The organism is Paenibacillus tyrphae, from assembly GCF_024158745.1.
Lineage (GTDB): Bacteria > Bacillota > Bacilli > Paenibacillales > NBRC-103111 > Paenibacillus_G > Paenibacillus_G tyrfis_A.
The window spans coordinates 1-17,069 of record NZ_JAMZAW010000024.1 but is presented as its reverse complement, the minus strand read 5'-3'; the positions used below and the strand labels follow the sequence as shown (position 1 = coordinate 17,069).

The 17,069-nt window shown below is 52.5% G+C and carries 16 protein-coding genes; 6 read left to right on the top strand and 10 right to left on the bottom strand.

Annotation, left to right across the window (positions count from 1 at the left end; translation table 11 throughout):
- Positions 1 to 10: 10 nt before the first annotated feature.
- From NI000_RS28620 to NI000_RS28600, 5 genes are all read right to left on the bottom strand, one after another.
- Positions 11 to 1,549 (bottom strand): extracellular solute-binding protein, encoded by a 1,539-nt coding sequence (locus NI000_RS28620; RefSeq protein ID WP_253414768.1) that lies wholly within the window; start codon positions 1,547 to 1,549, stop codon positions 11 to 13.
- Positions 1,550 to 1,632: 83 nt separating this feature from the next.
- On the bottom strand, positions 1,633 to 2,511 hold the full coding sequence (locus NI000_RS28615) for a carbohydrate ABC transporter permease (protein WP_036683427.1): 879 nt from the start codon (positions 2,509 to 2,511) through the stop codon (positions 1,633 to 1,635).
- 10 nt (positions 2,512 to 2,521) lie between these two features.
- Complete coding sequence (locus NI000_RS28610; protein ID WP_253414767.1) at positions 2,522 to 3,469, bottom strand: ABC transporter permease; 948 nt, start codon at positions 3,467 to 3,469, stop codon at positions 2,522 to 2,524.
- 173 nt (positions 3,470 to 3,642) lie between these two features.
- Positions 3,643 to 5,952 carry a helix-turn-helix domain-containing protein gene (locus NI000_RS28605; protein WP_253414766.1) on the bottom strand — a complete coding sequence of 770 codons (2,310 nt, stop codon included), beginning with the start codon at positions 5,950 to 5,952 and terminating at the stop codon, positions 3,643 to 3,645.
- 184 nt (positions 5,953 to 6,136) lie between these two features.
- Positions 6,137 to 7,081: an MBL fold metallo-hydrolase gene (locus tag NI000_RS28600; RefSeq protein WP_253414765.1), complete on the bottom strand. Its 945-nt coding sequence runs from the start codon at positions 7,079 to 7,081 to the stop codon at positions 6,137 to 6,139.
- A 152-nt stretch (positions 7,082 to 7,233) separates the two neighbouring features.
- Between NI000_RS28600 and NI000_RS28595 the strand changes: the two genes are divergently transcribed.
- Positions 7,234 to 7,902 carry a thiamine diphosphokinase gene (locus NI000_RS28595; RefSeq protein WP_253414764.1) on the top strand — a complete coding sequence of 223 codons (669 nt, stop codon included), beginning with the start codon at positions 7,234 to 7,236 and terminating at the stop codon, positions 7,900 to 7,902.
- A gap of 24 nt (positions 7,903 to 7,926) precedes the next feature.
- On the opposite strand, the gene NI000_RS28590 is transcribed toward NI000_RS28595, so the two are convergent.
- Positions 7,927 to 8,565: a Crp/Fnr family transcriptional regulator gene (locus tag NI000_RS28590; RefSeq protein ID WP_253414763.1), complete on the bottom strand. Its 639-nt coding sequence runs from the start codon at positions 8,563 to 8,565 to the stop codon at positions 7,927 to 7,929.
- A 97-nt stretch (positions 8,566 to 8,662) separates the two neighbouring features.
- Here NI000_RS28590 and NI000_RS28585 point away from each other — a divergent pair, with 97 nt between their 5' ends.
- From NI000_RS28585 to NI000_RS28575, 3 genes are all read left to right on the top strand, one after another.
- Positions 8,663 to 9,616: a nucleoside hydrolase gene (locus tag NI000_RS28585; protein ID WP_253414762.1), complete on the top strand. Its 954-nt coding sequence runs from the start codon at positions 8,663 to 8,665 to the stop codon at positions 9,614 to 9,616.
- Between the two features lie 8 nt (positions 9,617 to 9,624).
- Positions 9,625 to 10,101, top strand: coding sequence for an NUDIX hydrolase (locus NI000_RS28580; RefSeq protein WP_309247942.1), 477 nt, complete (start codon positions 9,625 to 9,627; stop codon positions 10,099 to 10,101).
- Between the two features lie 162 nt (positions 10,102 to 10,263).
- Entirely contained in the window at positions 10,264 to 10,728 is a 465-nt protein-coding gene (locus tag NI000_RS28575; protein ID WP_253414761.1) for a hypothetical protein, read from the top strand.
- A gap of 18 nt (positions 10,729 to 10,746) precedes the next feature.
- Here NI000_RS28575 and NI000_RS28570 read toward each other — a convergent pair whose 3' ends face one another.
- Entirely contained in the window at positions 10,747 to 11,343 is a 597-nt protein-coding gene (locus NI000_RS28570; RefSeq protein ID WP_253414760.1) for a stalk domain-containing protein, read from the bottom strand.
- 194 nt (positions 11,344 to 11,537) lie between these two features.
- Here NI000_RS28570 and NI000_RS28565 point away from each other — a divergent pair, with 194 nt between their 5' ends.
- Together NI000_RS28565 and NI000_RS28560 are read left to right on the top strand one after the other, a co-directional pair.
- The gene (locus NI000_RS28565) at positions 11,538 to 11,717 is read left to right on the top strand and encodes a hypothetical protein (protein ID WP_253414759.1); all 180 of its coding nucleotides are present in this window, start codon (positions 11,538 to 11,540) and stop codon (positions 11,715 to 11,717) included.
- A gap of 41 nt (positions 11,718 to 11,758) precedes the next feature.
- On the top strand, positions 11,759 to 12,187 hold the full coding sequence (locus tag NI000_RS28560; protein WP_253414758.1) for a hypothetical protein: 429 nt from the start codon (positions 11,759 to 11,761) through the stop codon (positions 12,185 to 12,187).
- 30 nt (positions 12,188 to 12,217) lie between these two features.
- On the opposite strand, the gene NI000_RS28555 is transcribed toward NI000_RS28560, so the two are convergent.
- From NI000_RS28555 to NI000_RS28545, 3 genes are all read right to left on the bottom strand, one after another.
- The gene (locus NI000_RS28555) at positions 12,218 to 12,439 is read right to left on the bottom strand and encodes a hypothetical protein (protein ID WP_253414757.1); all 222 of its coding nucleotides are present in this window, start codon (positions 12,437 to 12,439) and stop codon (positions 12,218 to 12,220) included.
- Between the two features lie 154 nt (positions 12,440 to 12,593).
- Complete coding sequence (locus NI000_RS28550; RefSeq protein WP_375541014.1) at positions 12,594 to 14,717, bottom strand: ABC transporter ATP-binding protein; 2,124 nt, start codon at positions 14,715 to 14,717, stop codon at positions 12,594 to 12,596.
- Between the two features lie 30 nt (positions 14,718 to 14,747).
- Positions 14,748 to 16,499: an ABC transporter ATP-binding protein gene (locus tag NI000_RS28545; protein WP_253414756.1), complete on the bottom strand. Its 1,752-nt coding sequence runs from the start codon at positions 16,497 to 16,499 to the stop codon at positions 14,748 to 14,750.
- Positions 16,500 to 17,069 lie beyond the last annotated feature (570 nt).

Here is a 17,069-nt window from a genome sequence, read left to right as displayed (position 1 = left end):
GCAGGCCTGTTTATTTCTTCTTGCTTTCGTTGTATTGGTCCATGTACTCTTTCATGATCTGCGCGCCCAAGCCTTTGCTCCAAGCTTCGACTTCCGCCTGCACGGCTTCCCAATTGCCGGTGCCCATCACATAGTTGACCGCGGCGGCCGACAGCTTTTTCTGATGATCCGGATTTTTGCTGGCCGTTTCGGAGACGAAGGCAATGAACGGGTTCGGCACGCCGACCTGATCGAAGCCGTCCAGGACATCTTTCTGCGCCTTCTTGATCTCGGGAACCTGGGAATCCGCATAAATGTATTTGTCGTAAGCGTTCTGCAGCACAAGCAGCATCGGCTTTTCTTTGTCATACAGCTTCTTCTGTTCCTCGGTGCGTTCCACAGCGCCGGACTCTTTGTCGTACTTGGTATAGTGCACGCCCGGTATGCCCGCCTTCGCTATCTCCGTTCCTTCATCGGAAGCGGTCCAATTGAGGAACTCAACGATTTTCTTCACTTTTTCCTTCGCCACGCTCGTCGGAACGACCCAGATACCGTAATAGCCTTCGATCATCTGCACGCCCTTCTTGCTGCCCGGTCCCTCCAGATATGGCACTCCAACAAGCTCCGCTTTCGGATCGGTCTTTCGCATCACCGCCAGATTGTTCTCGTTCATCATGCTGACGTTGTCGACCATCATGCCGGCGACGCCGGACTTGAACTTGTCCTTCACCTGCCCGGTTTTGAGCACCGGAGCGTCCTTATCGATCAGCCCGGAGGTGTACGCCATGCGAAGCCAATCGAGATAAGCCTTGTATTCCGGCGTTTGGAAATAAGCTACCGGCTTGTCGCCTTCGATTTTGTACGAGTACGGAAGGCCGAAGGCAAAAGCGACCGGGTTAACCGAACCGAACCACGGCGTCGTGAACGGACCTGCGATCATCGGGACCGTTTTGCCGCCCCCGGCCGGGTCTTTCTCCTTGAACACCTTGAGCACGTTCGTCAGCTCGTCTACCGTTTTGGGCACCTGCAAATTGTACTTGTCCAGCCAATCCTTGCGGAGGAAGAAGTTCGCATTGCCTCCGCCGTGCGTGCTGCGCGGTCTCGGAATGCCGAAAATCTCATTTTTCACCGTCGTGTTGTCCCACGTGTATTGAGGAATCTTTTGCAGATTCGACATGTCCTTCACCAGCGCCGTCAAGTTGTGGAACGCTCCCTGCTTGACGAGCTTCGTGTACTTCTCGTCCTTGCCATCCGTCAGCAAAATGAGGTCGTACTGGCTTCCCGAGGCGATGGCAATGTTCACTTTATCCGGATACACGTCACCCGGCACGAATTCGAGATTCAGCTTGACGTTGGCTTTCTTTTCGATCTCCTTGAGCGCCTGGCTGTTCTCAAGCACGGGCGGCTCCCCGGCGGACAGCACCGCGAGCGCCTTGATCGTCGTCGGTTCGTTCGAACCCGCTGCGGGCTTGCCCGCTTCTTTCGTTCCGCTCCCGGAAGCACAGCCGACGACGCTGCCCAGAGCCAGAATGGTGACGCATGTCCCTGCGAGCCATTGTTTCGTTTTCATCGTAGAAAACCCCTCTCATCGTCTTGGAATAAGTACAGCCTGTATGGCAAGCTCGAACCGGTCGGACGAAATCCCTCCCCCGATTACTCTTTAATCGAGCCGAGCATGGCTCCTTTGGCAAAATGCTTCTGCAGGAAAGGATAGACGACGACGATCGGAATCATCGCTACGATAATGGCCGCCATCTTCACATTGTCGCCGACCTTGCTGGCCAGCTCGAAATCCAGATTGTTCTCGGAAGCGATATTCGCTTCACCCGCGATGACCATCAGGCGCAGCAGCACTTGAATCGGCCATTTGGCGTTGTCGCTCAAATAAATGATCGCCCCGAAAAATTCGTTCCAGTGCCCGACCATAAAGAACAGCGAAAACGTAGCGATGATCGGCATCGACAGCGGAATGACCACAGAAAGCAAAATGCGCGGTTCCCCTGCCCCGTCGATGCGGGCGGCTTCGTCCAGGCTTTCTGGCAAGCTTTGAAAAAACGTCTTCATGACCAGCACGGTAAAAGCATTCGTCGCGCCCGGCAAAATCAAGGCCCAATAGCTGTCCAGCAGCCCAATCGACTTGATCAGCAAATATTTCGGAATGAGCCCGCCGCTGAACACCATCGTAAAGAGCATCATCAGCAGCATCAGCTTGCGGCCAGGCAGCGTTTTTTTGGACAACGCGTAAGCCAGCGTAATCGACACCAGCAGGTTAACGGCGGTCCCGACCACCGTAATGTAGACCGTATTCCCGATGCTCCGCACGAAGCGGTCGGTCGAGAACAAGTACCGGTACGCCTCGAAATTCAGCTGCTCCGGGATCAAATAAAACCGGCCGCCGAGCGATTCGCTGACAGGACTGAGCGAAACGGTCAGCATGTACCAGAACGGGATCACGACAGCCAAGCACAGCACAAGCAGCAACAACATATTGACGGCATCAAAGACGGAAATGCGCCGCAGCCTCAGTCCCATGGTTCCCCTCCTAGAATAAGCCTTCTTCTTTAAACAGCTTGGATACGAAGTTCGCCGTCAGCATCAGAATGAGTCCGACAACCGAATTGAACAGGCCGACGGCGATGCTGAAGCTGAATTCGAACCGCTGCAGCCCCACTTTGTACACATACAGATCGAATACGTTGGATACGTCGTCGTTGAAATTGTTCCACATCAGGAACACCTGCATGAAGTTCGAATCCAGGATCGAACCGAGCCGCAGAATAAGGAGCACGATGATCGTGCTTCGAATCCCCGGAAGCGTAATATGCCAGATCCGGTGCCAGCGGTTCGCGCCGTCGACCGTCGCCGCTTCGTACTGCTCGGGGTTAATTCCTGCAAGCGCTGCCATAAAAATGATCGTGCCCCACCCGGCATCCTTCCATATTTGCTGCATGACGATTAAGGGACGGAACCATTCGCTGCTCATCAGGAACGGAACGTTCTGATCAACCCATTGCCCCAAGTAGTGGTTGATCACCCCCGACGGCCCGAAAAAGATGAACGTAATGCCGACAATGATGACCCAGGATACGAAGTGCGGAAGATAGACGACTGTCTGCACGAGCCGTTTATACAAGCTGAACCGGACCTCGTTGAGCAGAAGAGATAATACGATCGTAAAGGGGAAGAAAAAAATCAAGTTGTAAAAGCTGAGCAGCAGTGTGTTTTTTAATAATTGAAAGAACGTCGGCTCCGAGAAAAATTGCCGGAAATGCTCGAACCCTACCCATTCGCTGCCCAGCACGCCCTTGTATGGGCTGTAATCCTGAAACGCCAGCAGCACGCCCCACATCGGCACATAATGAAAAATGATAAAATACGCAATGCCCGGGGCCGCCAGCATATAAAACCAGAGGTGCTTTCGAAACGCCTGCTTTTTGAATAAAGTCGCTTTCCTGACGGACAGCCGCTTGTCCGGCACCGCATGCTCCATGTCCGAACCTCCTTCGCTTGTCTGGTGCTGTAGCTCGACTATATCCGCTCTGCGAAAGCCGTTGCAATAGTAAACTTTTACGGCAGGTGGACTTTTTCGTCCGAAAAAAAAGTGCAGTCGGCCGCAAAATAGTGCACATCCCGCCGAAATAGCGCAAAAAACCCGCAAAGCGGTTAAGCTTCGCGGGTTTCGCTTCGGAACATTTCGCGGTACCGGGTCGGGGTCACTCCTTCGTGCTTTTTGAACACGCGGTAGTAATACGATGGCTGGTAGCCGACGCGATAGGCAATGTCATTCACTTTTTCGTTCGAATAAAGCAGCAGCTCCTTGGATTTATCCAGACGCAGCTTGGTCAAATAGTCGATAAAATTGACGCCGGTCGTCTCTTTAAACCCGGCGCTGAGCTTGGACAAGCTGATGCCGAACCGGTCGCAATACGTCTCCAGCGAAATATCTAGCGCGTATTCCTCCGTCAGAGACTGCTTCACTTTCTCGACCGTTTCCTGCATCAGCCGGTCCTGGGTGTCGTTCAGCGTGTTCGACAACGCGCCCATGTAAGCGCTTAGCTTCGCATGAAACCAGGAGGCCATCTCATCGGGCTCGCGCAGACGGTTCAATTGCTCATACAAGTCGACATTCGGGTACAAAAGCTGCGGGCTAAGGCCCGACAACAGCATATGATGCAGCAGCGTGCCGAGCAACTGGTTCATGCCCTGCCGGACCTGCATCTCAGTCTGACCGTGCTCCGTCAGCTCCTTCATGAACGTCTCCAGCGCACCCGTCACCGCTTCCCGGTCGCCGGAACGCATATGGCGGATCATCTCCTTCTCCGCGGAGAAGGGGTACAGGATCGGGGTGTCGTTGAGCACCAAGCTTTCCAAATCCAGAATCTGATTCATTTCGTTCAAATTCCGGTAACCGAACGAGCGGACGACCTGTTCGTATACCCGCGGCAGCTCGGACAGCAGCTCCGTTTCCTTCGCCAAGCCGATCAGCAGGTTCATATGCAGAATCGCATGCAGCGAGTGAATCAACTCTTCGCTGAACGCATGCAGCTGCTTCCGCATCTCGCCCATGTCCTCACCCTTCGGCACGAGCAGCAGCAGGCTGACAGACAGCTCCTGCTCGTTCACGACACCGAACTGCTCGAACCGCTTCTCTGCCAGCTCCCCGATCACATTGGCCGCGGCAAACGTCACGAGCTGCTCGTCGCCTTCGCCGAACCGGCCCTGCAATTTGGAAAAGCCGAGCAGCCGGACATTCATGAGTATGAACGTCCTGCCGCCGAGCTCCCACCCGTACTGCTCCATCCGGTGCCGCAGCTCCTCCTCGTTCAGATGGGACAAGTGGTCGTTCATGAGCTGGAACAAGAACAATTCCCTCAGCGTAAGCAGATGCTGCTCGACCCGTTCGTGAAGCTGCTTGCTCTGGCTGTTCAAGTGGAGCCACTGCCGTTCGATAAGCTCCAGCTCGTCCTGCCCCTTCAAATCGCCCAAGCCGTGCTTGTCCGACCGGAACAGCTGAACCACCCGGGCGATCGGCCGGACCAGCCTTCGCGAAGCGATCCACGACATCAAAGCCGCGACGGCGATCCCGAGTCCTCCCATCGCCAGCAGCGCCCGGGAGGTGTTGACGACCGGCTGCGTCAGCTTGGAAACCGGAGTGGCGGAGACGTACTGCCAGCCGTGCTTCTCCAGCGTACCGAACGAAACGGCGTATTTCTCCCCGTTCCACTCCCGGAAAAACGAGCCCGTCTTCGCCTGAGCCGACTCCTTCGCCACTTCGTCGCGGAGAAAATAGTCGAACCGGTGCTTGTCCGCTTCCTTGGTCACGTTCACATCGAGCCAATCCCCGTTCGACTTCAGCAGAAAAGCCGCTCCCTGCAGCTCCCCGTCCATTTGCAGCAGCCGGTTCATCTCGGCCGCGTTGAACTGGACGAGCAAATACCCGAAGGGAGAACGGTCCGGAATCGTCTGTACAAGCGCCAGCGACCCTTGGGAGAAGGTCCAGTACTGCTCCATTTCTTTCAGGAATAACGAACGGAAAAATTCATTTTCTTCCGGATTGTCGATCGGTATCGCCACTTTACTGTTCAGCGCCGAGACGTACAAGGACGAATCGGGCAGGAACAGGCGCACTTCGCGAATTAGGGGGCTGGAGTTGCTCATGACCAGCAGCGTTCGGGCCAGCTTCTGTGTGAACACGATCTCCTGCTGGAACGATTCGAGTGTCATATCGCCGAGTGGAGGCTGCAGCATCGGATTGTATTTCCACATCGTCACCATCTTTTCGAGCTGGCTCAATTGGTCATTCATCCGGAGCACCGTTTGCTCCAGACGGACCTCATGCGTCCGGTTCACTTCCTGCTCGATTTGCCGGACACCGACATAATAAGTCAGGAACGCCAGAAGCGCGGTCGGCACGCTGGCGACCAGCAGGACGAAAACGAGGCTTTTGCGGTAAAAGGCGTTTTTCGGGTTCATAAAATAGTTGAGCATGGCTGCACCTCGGTCGCGTTTCTACCTCCAACATAACGGGCAACGCCTCTCGAAGTCAAGAATGCGTTTTCATTTCGGTGTTAACGCGGGGTGGGCGGCGGCTTCCCCTCCCCGGGAGACGGCCTGCGCACTGAGCCCCGGGGCGGCAAAGCCTCCCGCCATCGCCCGGCTATTGCCGCAGCGTCTCCCCGTGATGCAGCACCCGCAGCCGCTCCGGCTCTAGCTGCCGCCGCGCCCATTCCGCGAGCAGCCGGTCGAGCGCCTCGCGCGGCGTGTCGTCTGCAAGCCGGAACGCGCCGTAGTGCATCGGCACGAACAGCTCGGCCTCGCAGTCGAGAAAAGCCTGAACGGCTTGTTCGGGGCTCACGTGCTGCTGGGACATAAACCATTCCGGCTCGTAGGCGCCGATCGGCATCAACGCCCACTTGATCGGGAAGCGGTCCCCGATCAGCTTGAAGCCCGGGAAATAGCCGCTGTCCCCGGCAAAATAGATCGCGTGCCGCTCCCCGCCGTGATTCGTCGGCCGAACGATCCAGCCGCCCCAATGCGACGTATTCATGTCAAACAGCGTGCGGCGCGTCCAATGCTGCGCCGGAACAAAATGCAGCTCCAGCGAACCGAACCGGAATTCTTCCCACCAGTTGGCTTCGGTCACGTGCGCGAACCCGCAGGAGCGCAGCTTGGCTACCAGCCCGGCTGGGACAAACAGCTGCATTCGGGCGTTGGCCCGCGCAAGCTGCCGCAGCGTCGGAAGGTGCATGTGGTCGTAATGACTGTGCGACAGCAGCACCGCGTCGATCGGCGGAAGCTCCTCCAGCCGCAAGCCGGGCGGCGCAAGGCGCTTCTCCAGCCCCATTCGGGTCGCCCATACCGGGTCGGTGATGAGGTTTTTGCCCCCCATCTGCAGCAAAAACGTCGAGTGCCCGATCCAAGTTACCGTCGTCTTCGTCCGGTTGCTGCGCAAGTAATCGAGCTGCCGCGCTTCGGCTTGCGGCACGCGGTAGGACAAGTCTTTAATTTTCGCTTTGCGCTCTTTGCGCCATTGGCGCAGGTGGGCCAGCTTTTTACGGTTTTGGCTGCCGTCCAAATTTTCGTACCGCCGACGAGTGATCACGTGCCGTCCTCTCCCTTTTCTCCAGCCTTAACTGCTCTTTTATCAAAACTATACCTTACTCGCCCCCTTCATCTCAATTTCACCTGCGTATTCTCTTGATCTCGATCATGGTATAATGGATTCCACTAAGTTTGGTAGGAGGCAGCGGACGGATGGAACGGAAACGGGTGCTTATTTTCTCAGGGGGCCGACTGGGGGGCTGGGCTTTGCGGGAAATCCGCACAGGCGACGTGCTGGTCGGGGCGGACCGCGGGGCGCTCTTTCTAGTGCGGCACGGATACCGGCCGGATATGGCGCTCGGGGATTTCGATTCCGTCAGCTCGGTGGAGCTTGAGGAAATACGCTGTGCCAGCCGCGAGTTCGTCGCCTGCGATCCGGTATGGAAAGACTTGACCGACACGGAGATGGCCTTCACTTGGGCGCTCGAACATAACGCCGAGGAAATCGTACTGCTGGGCGTGCTTGGCACCCGATGGGACCATTCGCTCGCGAACGTCCATCTGCTGCGCAAGGCTTTGGCCGCGGGCATCCGCTGCCGCATCGCCGACGCCTGCAACGAGCTGATGCTGATGGACGGCAGCGCGCCGCTAACGGTCAACCGGAGCCGGTTCACCCATGTGTCGTTGCTCCCGCTGAGCATCGAGGTGACGGGAATTACGCTCGCAGGGTTCCAGTACCCGCTTAATGAAGCGACGCTGACGATCGGGCAATCGCTTGGCATCAGCAACGTGCTGCTCGGCGAAGCCGGTCACATTCGCATCCGGGACGGCCTGCTGCTCGTGATTCAGAGCAGGGATGAAGAGGAAGCGGCTCTGGAGTAAGCATGTGGACAGAAATTCTCGCTTTTAAGTTAGCAGAAATTCCTCCAGGTATTTTTCAATCTCTTCAATAGAAGCTATGGAAAATTTTTTATGTTTATAATGAATCAACCCCTCATGGATACACTGAGCGATGGAACGATTTAAGCTTCGAATGGGCGCACAGACCTCGCTAGACAGCATTTGCTTGGTGAGGCTGTCCAAATCGCCGACTTTATAATGATGAAGCAGACTAAATAAAATCCGGTCTTTCAAGGTCAGCAGCGATAGCTTCGCCGCGGTGTCCGTACTCAGCATTAATTTGGAGGCCAGCTGCTTCACAAGATATAAATTAAAATCAAAGTCGAGCTTCATCCATTCAACCACCTTGGTTTTATGGAGAGCTAACGTTTCGCAGTTTTGTTTGGCAATCACGCCGAGTGTTTTCATTTGATCGTTAAAAATCTCGATCTCCCCGAAGCAGCTATACGCATCGTAAATATAGACGGAAAGCATCGCTCTCGCGTAGCTTTGTCTGTATACCTCCGCTTGACCCGCGGTTAAAATATAAAGATAATGATTTTCCTCATGCGGCCGAAGGAGCAGGCTGCCTTTTTTATGCTTTCTATACCTAAATTCCTTTCTGATCTGCTCCGGCGCGGTATTCACAATCTCTTTGAAATCCATGTGCTCCACCTTCTTTTTGCCTTTTGGTCATTTGACCTATTTTCATGCTCGTTGGATTTATATAATAAGGCCACACCGAAAACAGGAGGTCTTATTTATGAGAAAATTAATTATCGACACGGATACCGGCAGTGACGATGCTGTAGCCATCATTATGGCACTAAAATCAGCCGATGTTAAGGTCGAAGCGATTACGACCGTGTGCGGCAACGTCCCGCTTGAATTGGCTACCAAAAATGCGCTGATGACCATCGAAGTGGCGAACGGGCAAAAGCCGCCTCTTTATGTCGGAGCGGCCAAGCCGCTAATGCGCGATCTGGTTACCGCTGTCAATGTGCATGGCGAGGATGGCATGGGAGATTGCGATCTGATTCATCCTACGCTTTTGCCGGAAAGCCGGCATGCCGTAGATGCGATTCTGGACATTGTCGAAAAGAACCCCGGTGAAATCGAAATTGTCACCATCGGTCCCGTGACCAATATTGCCCTTGCGATTCTAAAAGCGCCCGAAACCATGAAAAAGGTAAAGCATATTTACACCATGGGCACTTCGGGCTTTGGCCCCGGAAATACGACACCGGTTGCGGAATTTAACGTGTATGTCGATGCGGAAGCTTATCGTATTATGCTCAACTCGGGTATACCTATGACCATTATTGGATTTGACGTCTGTTTAGGAGAAGCGGCTTTGACGAAGGACGATATGGATATATTGCTGGCAAGCGGCAAGCCGGAAGCCGTATTTTCCGTAAAATGCAACCGTTCCTTGCTGGAATTTAATATCCAAAGATGCAATGAACCGATTGTTGACTTGCCTGATGCCGTGGCTATGGGCGTCGTGCTCTGGAACGAAATCGTCGTTGAAGACAAATGGTGTTACTGCTACGTCTGCACCATGGAAGAAGCCGCCTATGGCCAAGTGATCCTCAATGACGGCAGTAAGCTGGCCATTTCCGACGGCTTTGGAGGCCATACCCCGAATGCCAAAGTGTGCAAAACGATTAACAATCCTTTATTCAAAGAGAAATTGATCAGCTTGCTTGTAAGGTAGCAGAGGATATGATGAAGATCAAGTATGTGCATTGTTTTATTACCCGGGATGAGCAATTTTTGATGCTTCGAAGGAATAATCCTCCCTTTAAGAATATGTGGAATTGCGTCGGAGGCAAGATGATGCCGGATGAAACGCCCCGGGAGGCCGTCATTCGTGAAGTCAAGGAGGAAACCGGACTGGACCTCCAGTCTGTTCAGTTCAAAGGGATCGCCACTTGGAATCAGGCGGGCGGCATGTACATTTTTGTTGCCGATCAATTTACAGGGGATTTGACGGAATCCGCGGAAGGAACACTGGCTTGGAAAAGCAAGGAGTGGATCATGCAGTCGCCGGAAGTCGTGAGCAGCATCCGGACAATCCTGGATGACGTGCTTGCGACGAATGTCCCTGTAGAATTTGCTCTCTTTTACACGGGGGCGGAGTATGACGGAGATCTATGGAAATATGAGGTGTTCCGCAACTGCGAATATCACGATTCGTAAAGAGTTAGCCCAGGAAAGGACGCACCGTAGGTGAAGACGCGGGAGCGTTCTTTTTTGCTCTTAGCCAGTACTATTAGTAATTAGTACTATTCGATATTCTAATACTGGAATACACTGAGCTCATGAGGTTAATCTGCTAATAAAAACGAGAAGGAGATAAATATGATCATTATTTATTCCTGCATTCTTTTAATCATAGCTCTATTGCTTGGATTCTGTTATTTACTATATAAACTAGTCAGAAAAGTAATAGAAGAAAACGGAACTCGCAAGTATAAGTTGAATAAGTATAGTTTGATCTTTGCAAAATGGGCCATTTCCATCTCTTGTTCTTTAGTTCCTTTACATTTTGGAAACTCCCACGAATACAATATCGCATTTGCCATGTTCATTGTCCCTATTTCAATAGCGGCATTTTCATTGCATATTCTTGAAAAAAAGACGACCTCAACTTTTTTTATCTATGCATTTGTCGGTTGTTCGCTGCTATTTAATTTTTTCGCTTACTGGTTAGATGAAAGCACGGAAGTTGCTGGTGGTTACCTTGTTATTCCAGTTTTAATTCTCATTCTCATTATCACTACTGTATTCTCAATTGTAGGTATACGTCTTGATAACAGAAAATGATAGGCACTGAGGAATAGGTTAGTTCACCTTGACCTTATACCTTAATGCTAAAATATACTTGTCCAGCTCATTTGTTAATGGGGTTAATTCATAGTAGACATCCTCTAATGATAGGGTGCTGGTATACGTTAATTCTTTGTCCCCATCCATGATCGTAAGGTAATATAAGTATCCATAACTACGGGATTGATCGCTCTTTTTACTAAGCTTGATTTCTTTTAGCTTACTCGAAATGTCACCGATCGTCTGCACATCGTTGATCTTTATGACTTTTCCACTATCTCCATATTGCACTTCGATTTTTGTAATGTTATTAAAATCGCTTTTTAATATCGTGGACAAAGGGATCGGAACAAGCGGGGCATCTTTTAAGGTAATTTCATTAAGGTGGGGATTATAATTTATCGATATTCCCACATTTTCTGCAATGAATCGAATAGGGACATAGGCATGATTTTCGTAATTTAATACCTTGTATTCGCTCATATCCATTCTCTTGCCATTGAAACTGATCTTCACTGGAAATAAAAAAGCTTGAATGGAATCCGAGGCATAAACCATAGTAGACATGGAAATAAACGCACCACAAACAAATCCGATTACATACTTCCTCATTTTGTATTAACCCCATAATATTGGTATAATTTGTTTGACGTTACTGGCGCAACAAAGTTGCTTCCTTCGAAATCTGTATGATCATCCGTTGCTGCGAAGCAAAGTACAATTCCTCTTTCAGATGTCCTACTCCACTTAATCAAATTATCGAAAGATCAGACCACTCTATGGATCCACTTTAAAGGAGAAATATTATGGATAAACTATGGCTTTTCTTGGCTATTATTGCTAGCCCAATGATTGCATTCCTTTTTATGTATTTGTTTATTGGGTGCTTTGTCGAAGGAAAAGAAAGGCGGAGGGTGGCAGTTTCGATACTTTTTTCTATCCTAGTTTGGGTAACCTTAGGTTGTATTATCATGTCAGCAGGCTAGATACTAGATTTCATGCTTAGCCTTAAGGGGTGTGATAGGTAATGAAATTGTCAAAACTCATCTTGAGCTTTTCCTTGATAGCCTCATTAGCATTAAATGTTTACTTAATTAAGAATCAAATGACCACGAATAATAAGCAACAAAAGATTGATCTAGACTTTAAAGCGTCTATAGGAAGAATTTCCGGATCTCTTGATTCTGTAACCGATGGAAATTATACCGGTTATTTAACCGCGATCGAACATGCCTCCAAAGCAAACGCATTATCCAAATATTCATCCTATAATCATGAGACCAGCAATATAACAGGCACAACGTCAGAGCTTATTAATCAATTTAGGAATCTCTATGCTAGTCAAAAAAATTTGGCTGATAAAGAAAGACTAATGCATAGTTTTCAGCAATTATCGGCAGATCCCAATCATCGCGAAACTATGGACAACATTCTTATGTTGCTGAATAAACAATAAAAATAACCCCCTTGAGAGGGGGCGCGATCATTACTTATGTGTCTTCGTTCCTTTTTTTCCGGTGTAAGGGTTGGTGTTGCCTTTGGTACTCCAATTGTTCTTGAAGCTCTTGTCTTTATTGGATCGATTATGGGATTGGACGTGAGTGCCGTTTTTCTTGGTGTAACTCTTTACTTTTGTCGCTGCGGAAGCAGAACCGGCGAAACTGAGTGCGAGCACGGCGCTCATCAGGAGCAGGATCAGTTTTTTCATGGTTGTCCTCCTTCATTTCGAAATGAAAATCAGGACTATTTTACCACATTTCCGGTTATTTGCGACTACAATTTTAAATACATATCCGAAAAAAACAAGGGAATTCGCAGCGCAGCATGTAGCGCCATCGAATTCCCTTTTTTGCGGTTATCCATCAAGCCGTCGTCTGAGCCGTACTGCCGGATTGGAGCTGGTACATGCGGTAGTAACGCCCTTGCAGCCGCATCAGCTGCTCGTGATTGCCCCGCTCGACGATCTCGCCGCGATGGAGCACGAGAATTTGATCGGCTTCACGGATCGTGGACAGCCGGTGGGCGATCACGAACGTCGTCCGGCCTTCGCTGACGACCCGCAGCGCCTCCTGAATGAGTCCCTCCGTCTCGCTGTCGATGCTGGCCGTCGCCTCATCGAGAATGAGAATGGCCGGATCAAAGGCAAGCGCCCGCGCGAAGGAGATGAGCTGCCGCTGTCCGGCGGACAATGTGCTCCCCCGCTCTACTACCGGCTCGTCTACACCGCCGGGCAACTGCTCGACGAAGGAGGCCGCGCCGACATCCTTGAGCGCCTGGCGAACCTGCTCCGGCCCAATCCGTTTGTTGTACAAGCTCACGTTAAACTTGATGTCGCCTGCGAACAAAAATGGGTCCTGCAGCACGATGCCCATATGCTTGCGCAGCGCCTGCTTCGAAAGCGTACGGATTTCCGTTCCGTCGACACGGATTTCTCCTTCCGTCGGCTCGTAGAAGCCGAGCAGCAGGTTCATGATCGAACTTTTGCCCGAGCCGGTATGCCCGACAAGCGCGATGGTCTCGCCTTTTCTCGCCTCGAACGAAATGCCGCGGAGCACGGGCTCTCCGGTTTTGTAGGCGAATGTCACGTTGTCGAAGACGACATGGCCTTCCGGCCGCGGTACTGCGTCCGACGAAACCACTTCGGTGCCTTCGATGTCGAGCAGGTGAAACACTTTCTCCGCTGACACGACGGCCCGCTGCGCATTGAGCATTTGGTCGAAAATGCCGATGATCGGCTGGAAAAGCCGCCCCGTATAATCGATAAACGCGTAGAACACGCCGAACGAGATCGAAGTCTGGAGCGATTGCCCGCCGAAATACCAGATGGCGCCGGCGGTAAAAAAGGCCCCGACGAGTCCCGTGAAATTGCGCGAGGACAGCGAAAATACGCGGTTCTGCTTGATATGGTTCCGATAACGGTCCTCGTTGAGCGCATCGAACTCCCGCAGGCGGTTCTTCTCCTGACGGAACGCTTGCAGGATCGGCATGACCGCAATCGATTCGCTGATCATCGCATTCATATCGCTCAACCGGGCCCGCATGATGGCGACGTACTTTTGCGAAAATTTCAAATGAATGAACATAACGACGGCAAACAACGGAAGCAGCAGCAGCGAGACGAGTGCCAGCTTGACATCAAGCAAAAATAAGGCGATGTAGATGCCTGCGATGTTGATCGTACTCACCACGAACGTCGCCATAAAGCTCATGAACAGATCACGGATCGCTTCCGTATCGTTCGCAATCCGAGATACGACCTGCCCGATCGGCGTATTATCGAAATAGCGGATCGGCATCCGCTGAATGTGGCGCATCAGATCCATCCGCATCCGCTGAATGATGCGCAGCGCCGTCGTCTGCAGCGTCAAGCCCTGCACGTAATGCAGAATGCTGCCAAGCGCAAGCAGACCGACGAACAGCCCCAACCAACGAGCGACCGGACCAACGTCATGCTGGTAAAACTGCGCCGTCTCCGTCGCAGACAGCTTGCGCGCCGGGTACATCTCGCTGCGGCCTCCGGGCACCGTGCGCTTCACCTCGGCCGCTTCCCCGTCCTTCGCCGGGCCGACGAGCGACCATTGACCTTCCAACGAAGCCGGCTGGCGTACCAAGTACAAGCCGCCCTCCAGCTGCAAAATCCGCGCGTCCTTCATCACGGACCGGTTAAAGACGGCGCCGCGGCGTTCCGCTTCCTCCATCCAATCCTGACGAATGTAGAATTTCCCGTCTACGTGGGCCTGTTTGACCCCTTCTTTGGGCAGATCAAGGCCGGAGGCGATTTCAACCCATGGCAGCCCGATGGCGCCGATGTGACGATCGATGATCGTTTTGGCGATAAACGGTCCGGCCAGCTCCGCGCCGACCGCACAGCAGAGCACCAGCAGGGCTAGTGCGATACGGTATTTAAAAAGCAGCGCGTAACCGAGCAGCCTGCGCAAAATGGGTTTGCCCGATGATTCGTTCGTTTCTATGGCGATATGACTCACGTCCTTCCCGGTTGGCTTGGAATCGCGGCCCTATGATGAAGCGTCCAGCAAGCTTGCTTCGAGCTGCTGACGCTCGAACTGCTCCTTGTACCAGCCGCCGCGCTGCAGCAGCTGCTCATGTGTTCCTTCCTCCGCAATGCGTCCGTCCTCCAGCACGACGATCCAATCGGCATGCATGACGGCGGACAGCCGATGCGTGGCGATCAGAGTCGTCTTCCCGGCGCGCTCAGCACGGATGTGCCCGAGAATGGCGCTTTCGGTGCGGGCATCCACGGCAGATAGCGAGTCGTCGAGAATGAGAATTTCCGGGTCGGTCAGCAAAGCGCGGGCAATGCTTACCCGCTGCTTTTGCCCGCCAGACAGCATGACGCCGTTCTCGCCTACGATCGTTTGCAGCCCTTCGGGCAGCTGCTCCACATCCTGTGTAAACGAGGCCATCTCAATGGCCCGGCCGATCTCCCCCGGCGAGGCGTCGGGACGCCCCAGCGCAATGTTGTCGCGCACAGACTTGGACAGCAGCAGATGCTCCTGCGATACGTAGCCGATCCAGCCGCGCACGCGTTCGATCGCCAGCTCCTCGATCGGCACATCCGAGAGGCGCACACTGCCAGCCGGGGCCGGATAGAAGCGCAGCAACTGCTTCAGCAGGGTGCTTTTGCCGCTGCCGGTCCGCCCTACGATGCCGAGTGTCTGCCCGCGCTCAAGCCGCAAGGAGACGCCAGTTAAGCTATCCTGGGCCGCTCCCGGATAGCGGAACGTAAGGTCGCGCAGCTCGATCGATTCCGGACGGTCGACATCTACCGGATGAGCGGGATTTTGCACTTCGGGCTGCTGCTCGAAGCTGCGCGTCAAGCGGTCGACGGAAGCCGTCCCGCGCTGCAGTACGTTGATGAACTCGCCGAAGGCGATCATCGGCCAGATCAGCATGCCGAGATAAATATTAAACGATATGAGCTGCCCGAGCGTAATGTCGTTGTGGAACACCAGATACGCCCCGTACCCGATGCCGATAACGTAGCTCAAGCCGACGATCAGCGAGATGGCAGGATGGAACAATGCATTGATGGCGGCCACACGGATGTTCTTATCCATTACGTCGCGGGTGATCCGGTCAAATGCGTCGAGGTCGTGCTCCTCCTGCACGTACGAGCGGATCACGCGCATGCCGGAAATCGACTCCAGCGCTTGGTCGTTCATCCGTCCGAACGCCGTCTGCGCGGCAATGAACCGCTTTCGCGTATGCTTGCCGAGGACGCTGATCAGCACCGTGAGCAGCGGCAGCGGCAGAAGTGCCGCCAGCATCAGCTTCCAGCTGATGAATGAAATCATCGTCACGAGCACGACCGTCGTACCGACAATCGTATTCACAAGCGTCATGACGCCGTAACCGGCCGTCTGGCCGATGGCGGGCACGTCGTTAGTGGCTAGAGCCATCAGTTCCCCGGTGCTGTTTCGCTGGAAAAACGACGGGGACATCCGGGTCAAATGAGCGGTTAACCGACTGCGCAGCAGCTTTTCGAGCAGCAGCGAATTGCCGAACAGCGTCGTGATCCATACGTAGATCATGATATACAGTACAACGGCCAAGCCGATGAGCAGCAGCACGCTCTGCCACAGCCCTTCGGCCGTCAAAGAACCGGTGCGGATGTGGTCAATGACGCTTCCGATCATCCGCGGCGGCAAAATATTCAGCACGCTAACCGCAGCCATCAGCACGATAGCCAGCACATACGGCCCCCAGCGGTCGCGAAAAAACCAGGCAAGACGCCCGACAAACGACAAAGGAATCCACCTCTTTCTCTCTATGAATTGAAATTGCTTAGAGCATCCGACTTCTTTTTTAGGAAACATACATTCGCTTTTTACTCTAATACCATACCATATTATGGGCGTCTTGCCACCGGGAATTTTTTTATGAAATGAATTTTCTTGCCATAAATTTTGCAGGAAAGGTCAATCCAATTCATATCTGGATTTTGGTATCATGGACAAAAACAAAAAGCGCCCTCCCATTGATTCAACAACGGACAAGTGGTAGTATTAAAAGCAATCGTTTTTCAGCATAAAATAAAAAGAGCCTTCGCCGCTGGAACGGCAAAGACTCTAGGACAAAAAAGCTGTGGAAGAACCCCAAAAGATTGAATCTAAGCGAAACCCACCGTTAGGCGGCCAACTTATCAAGACTTTTTTGCAAAGAATATGAGTGCTATTAAGCACTCTTTCTTTGTTTATATGTGTACAACGATATGGGACATAGACTAGATGAGGCTTTATTTCGTACGGATTAATAAGTAATAGAAAATTATTTAATATAGCCATTCTTAGTATTGTCTACTTTTACTTCCACAATTT

Coding starts and splice junctions, on each gene's coding strand:
- NI000_RS28555 (WP_253414757.1), bottom strand. CDS start 12,439: ATGAAAAAACTGATCCTGCTCCTGATGAGCGCCGTGCTCGCACTCAGT.
- NI000_RS28580 (WP_309247942.1), top strand. CDS start 9,625: ATGATGAAGATCAAGTATGTGCATTGTTTTATTACCCGGGATGAGCAA.
- NI000_RS28590 (WP_253414763.1), bottom strand. CDS start 8,565: ATGGATTTCAAAGAGATTGTGAATACCGCGCCGGAGCAGATCAGAAAG.
- NI000_RS28605 (WP_253414766.1), bottom strand. CDS start 5,952: ATGAACCCGAAAAACGCCTTTTACCGCAAAAGCCTCGTTTTCGTCCTG.
- NI000_RS28620 (WP_253414768.1), bottom strand. CDS start 1,549: ATGAAAACGAAACAATGGCTCGCAGGGACATGCGTCACCATTCTGGCT.
- NI000_RS28570 (WP_253414760.1), bottom strand. CDS start 11,343: ATGAGGAAGTATGTAATCGGATTTGTTTGTGGTGCGTTTATTTCCATG.
- NI000_RS28585 (WP_253414762.1), top strand. CDS start 8,663: ATGAGAAAATTAATTATCGACACGGATACCGGCAGTGACGATGCTGTA.
- NI000_RS28595 (WP_253414764.1), top strand. CDS start 7,234: ATGGAACGGAAACGGGTGCTTATTTTCTCAGGGGGCCGACTGGGGGGC.
- NI000_RS28575 (WP_253414761.1), top strand. CDS start 10,264: ATGATCATTATTTATTCCTGCATTCTTTTAATCATAGCTCTATTGCTT.
- NI000_RS28565 (WP_253414759.1), top strand. CDS start 11,538: ATGGATAAACTATGGCTTTTCTTGGCTATTATTGCTAGCCCAATGATT.
- NI000_RS28615 (WP_036683427.1), bottom strand. CDS start 2,511: ATGGGACTGAGGCTGCGGCGCATTTCCGTCTTTGATGCCGTCAATATG.
- NI000_RS28560 (WP_253414758.1), top strand. CDS start 11,759: ATGAAATTGTCAAAACTCATCTTGAGCTTTTCCTTGATAGCCTCATTA.
- NI000_RS28610 (WP_253414767.1), bottom strand. CDS start 3,469: ATGGAGCATGCGGTGCCGGACAAGCGGCTGTCCGTCAGGAAAGCGACT.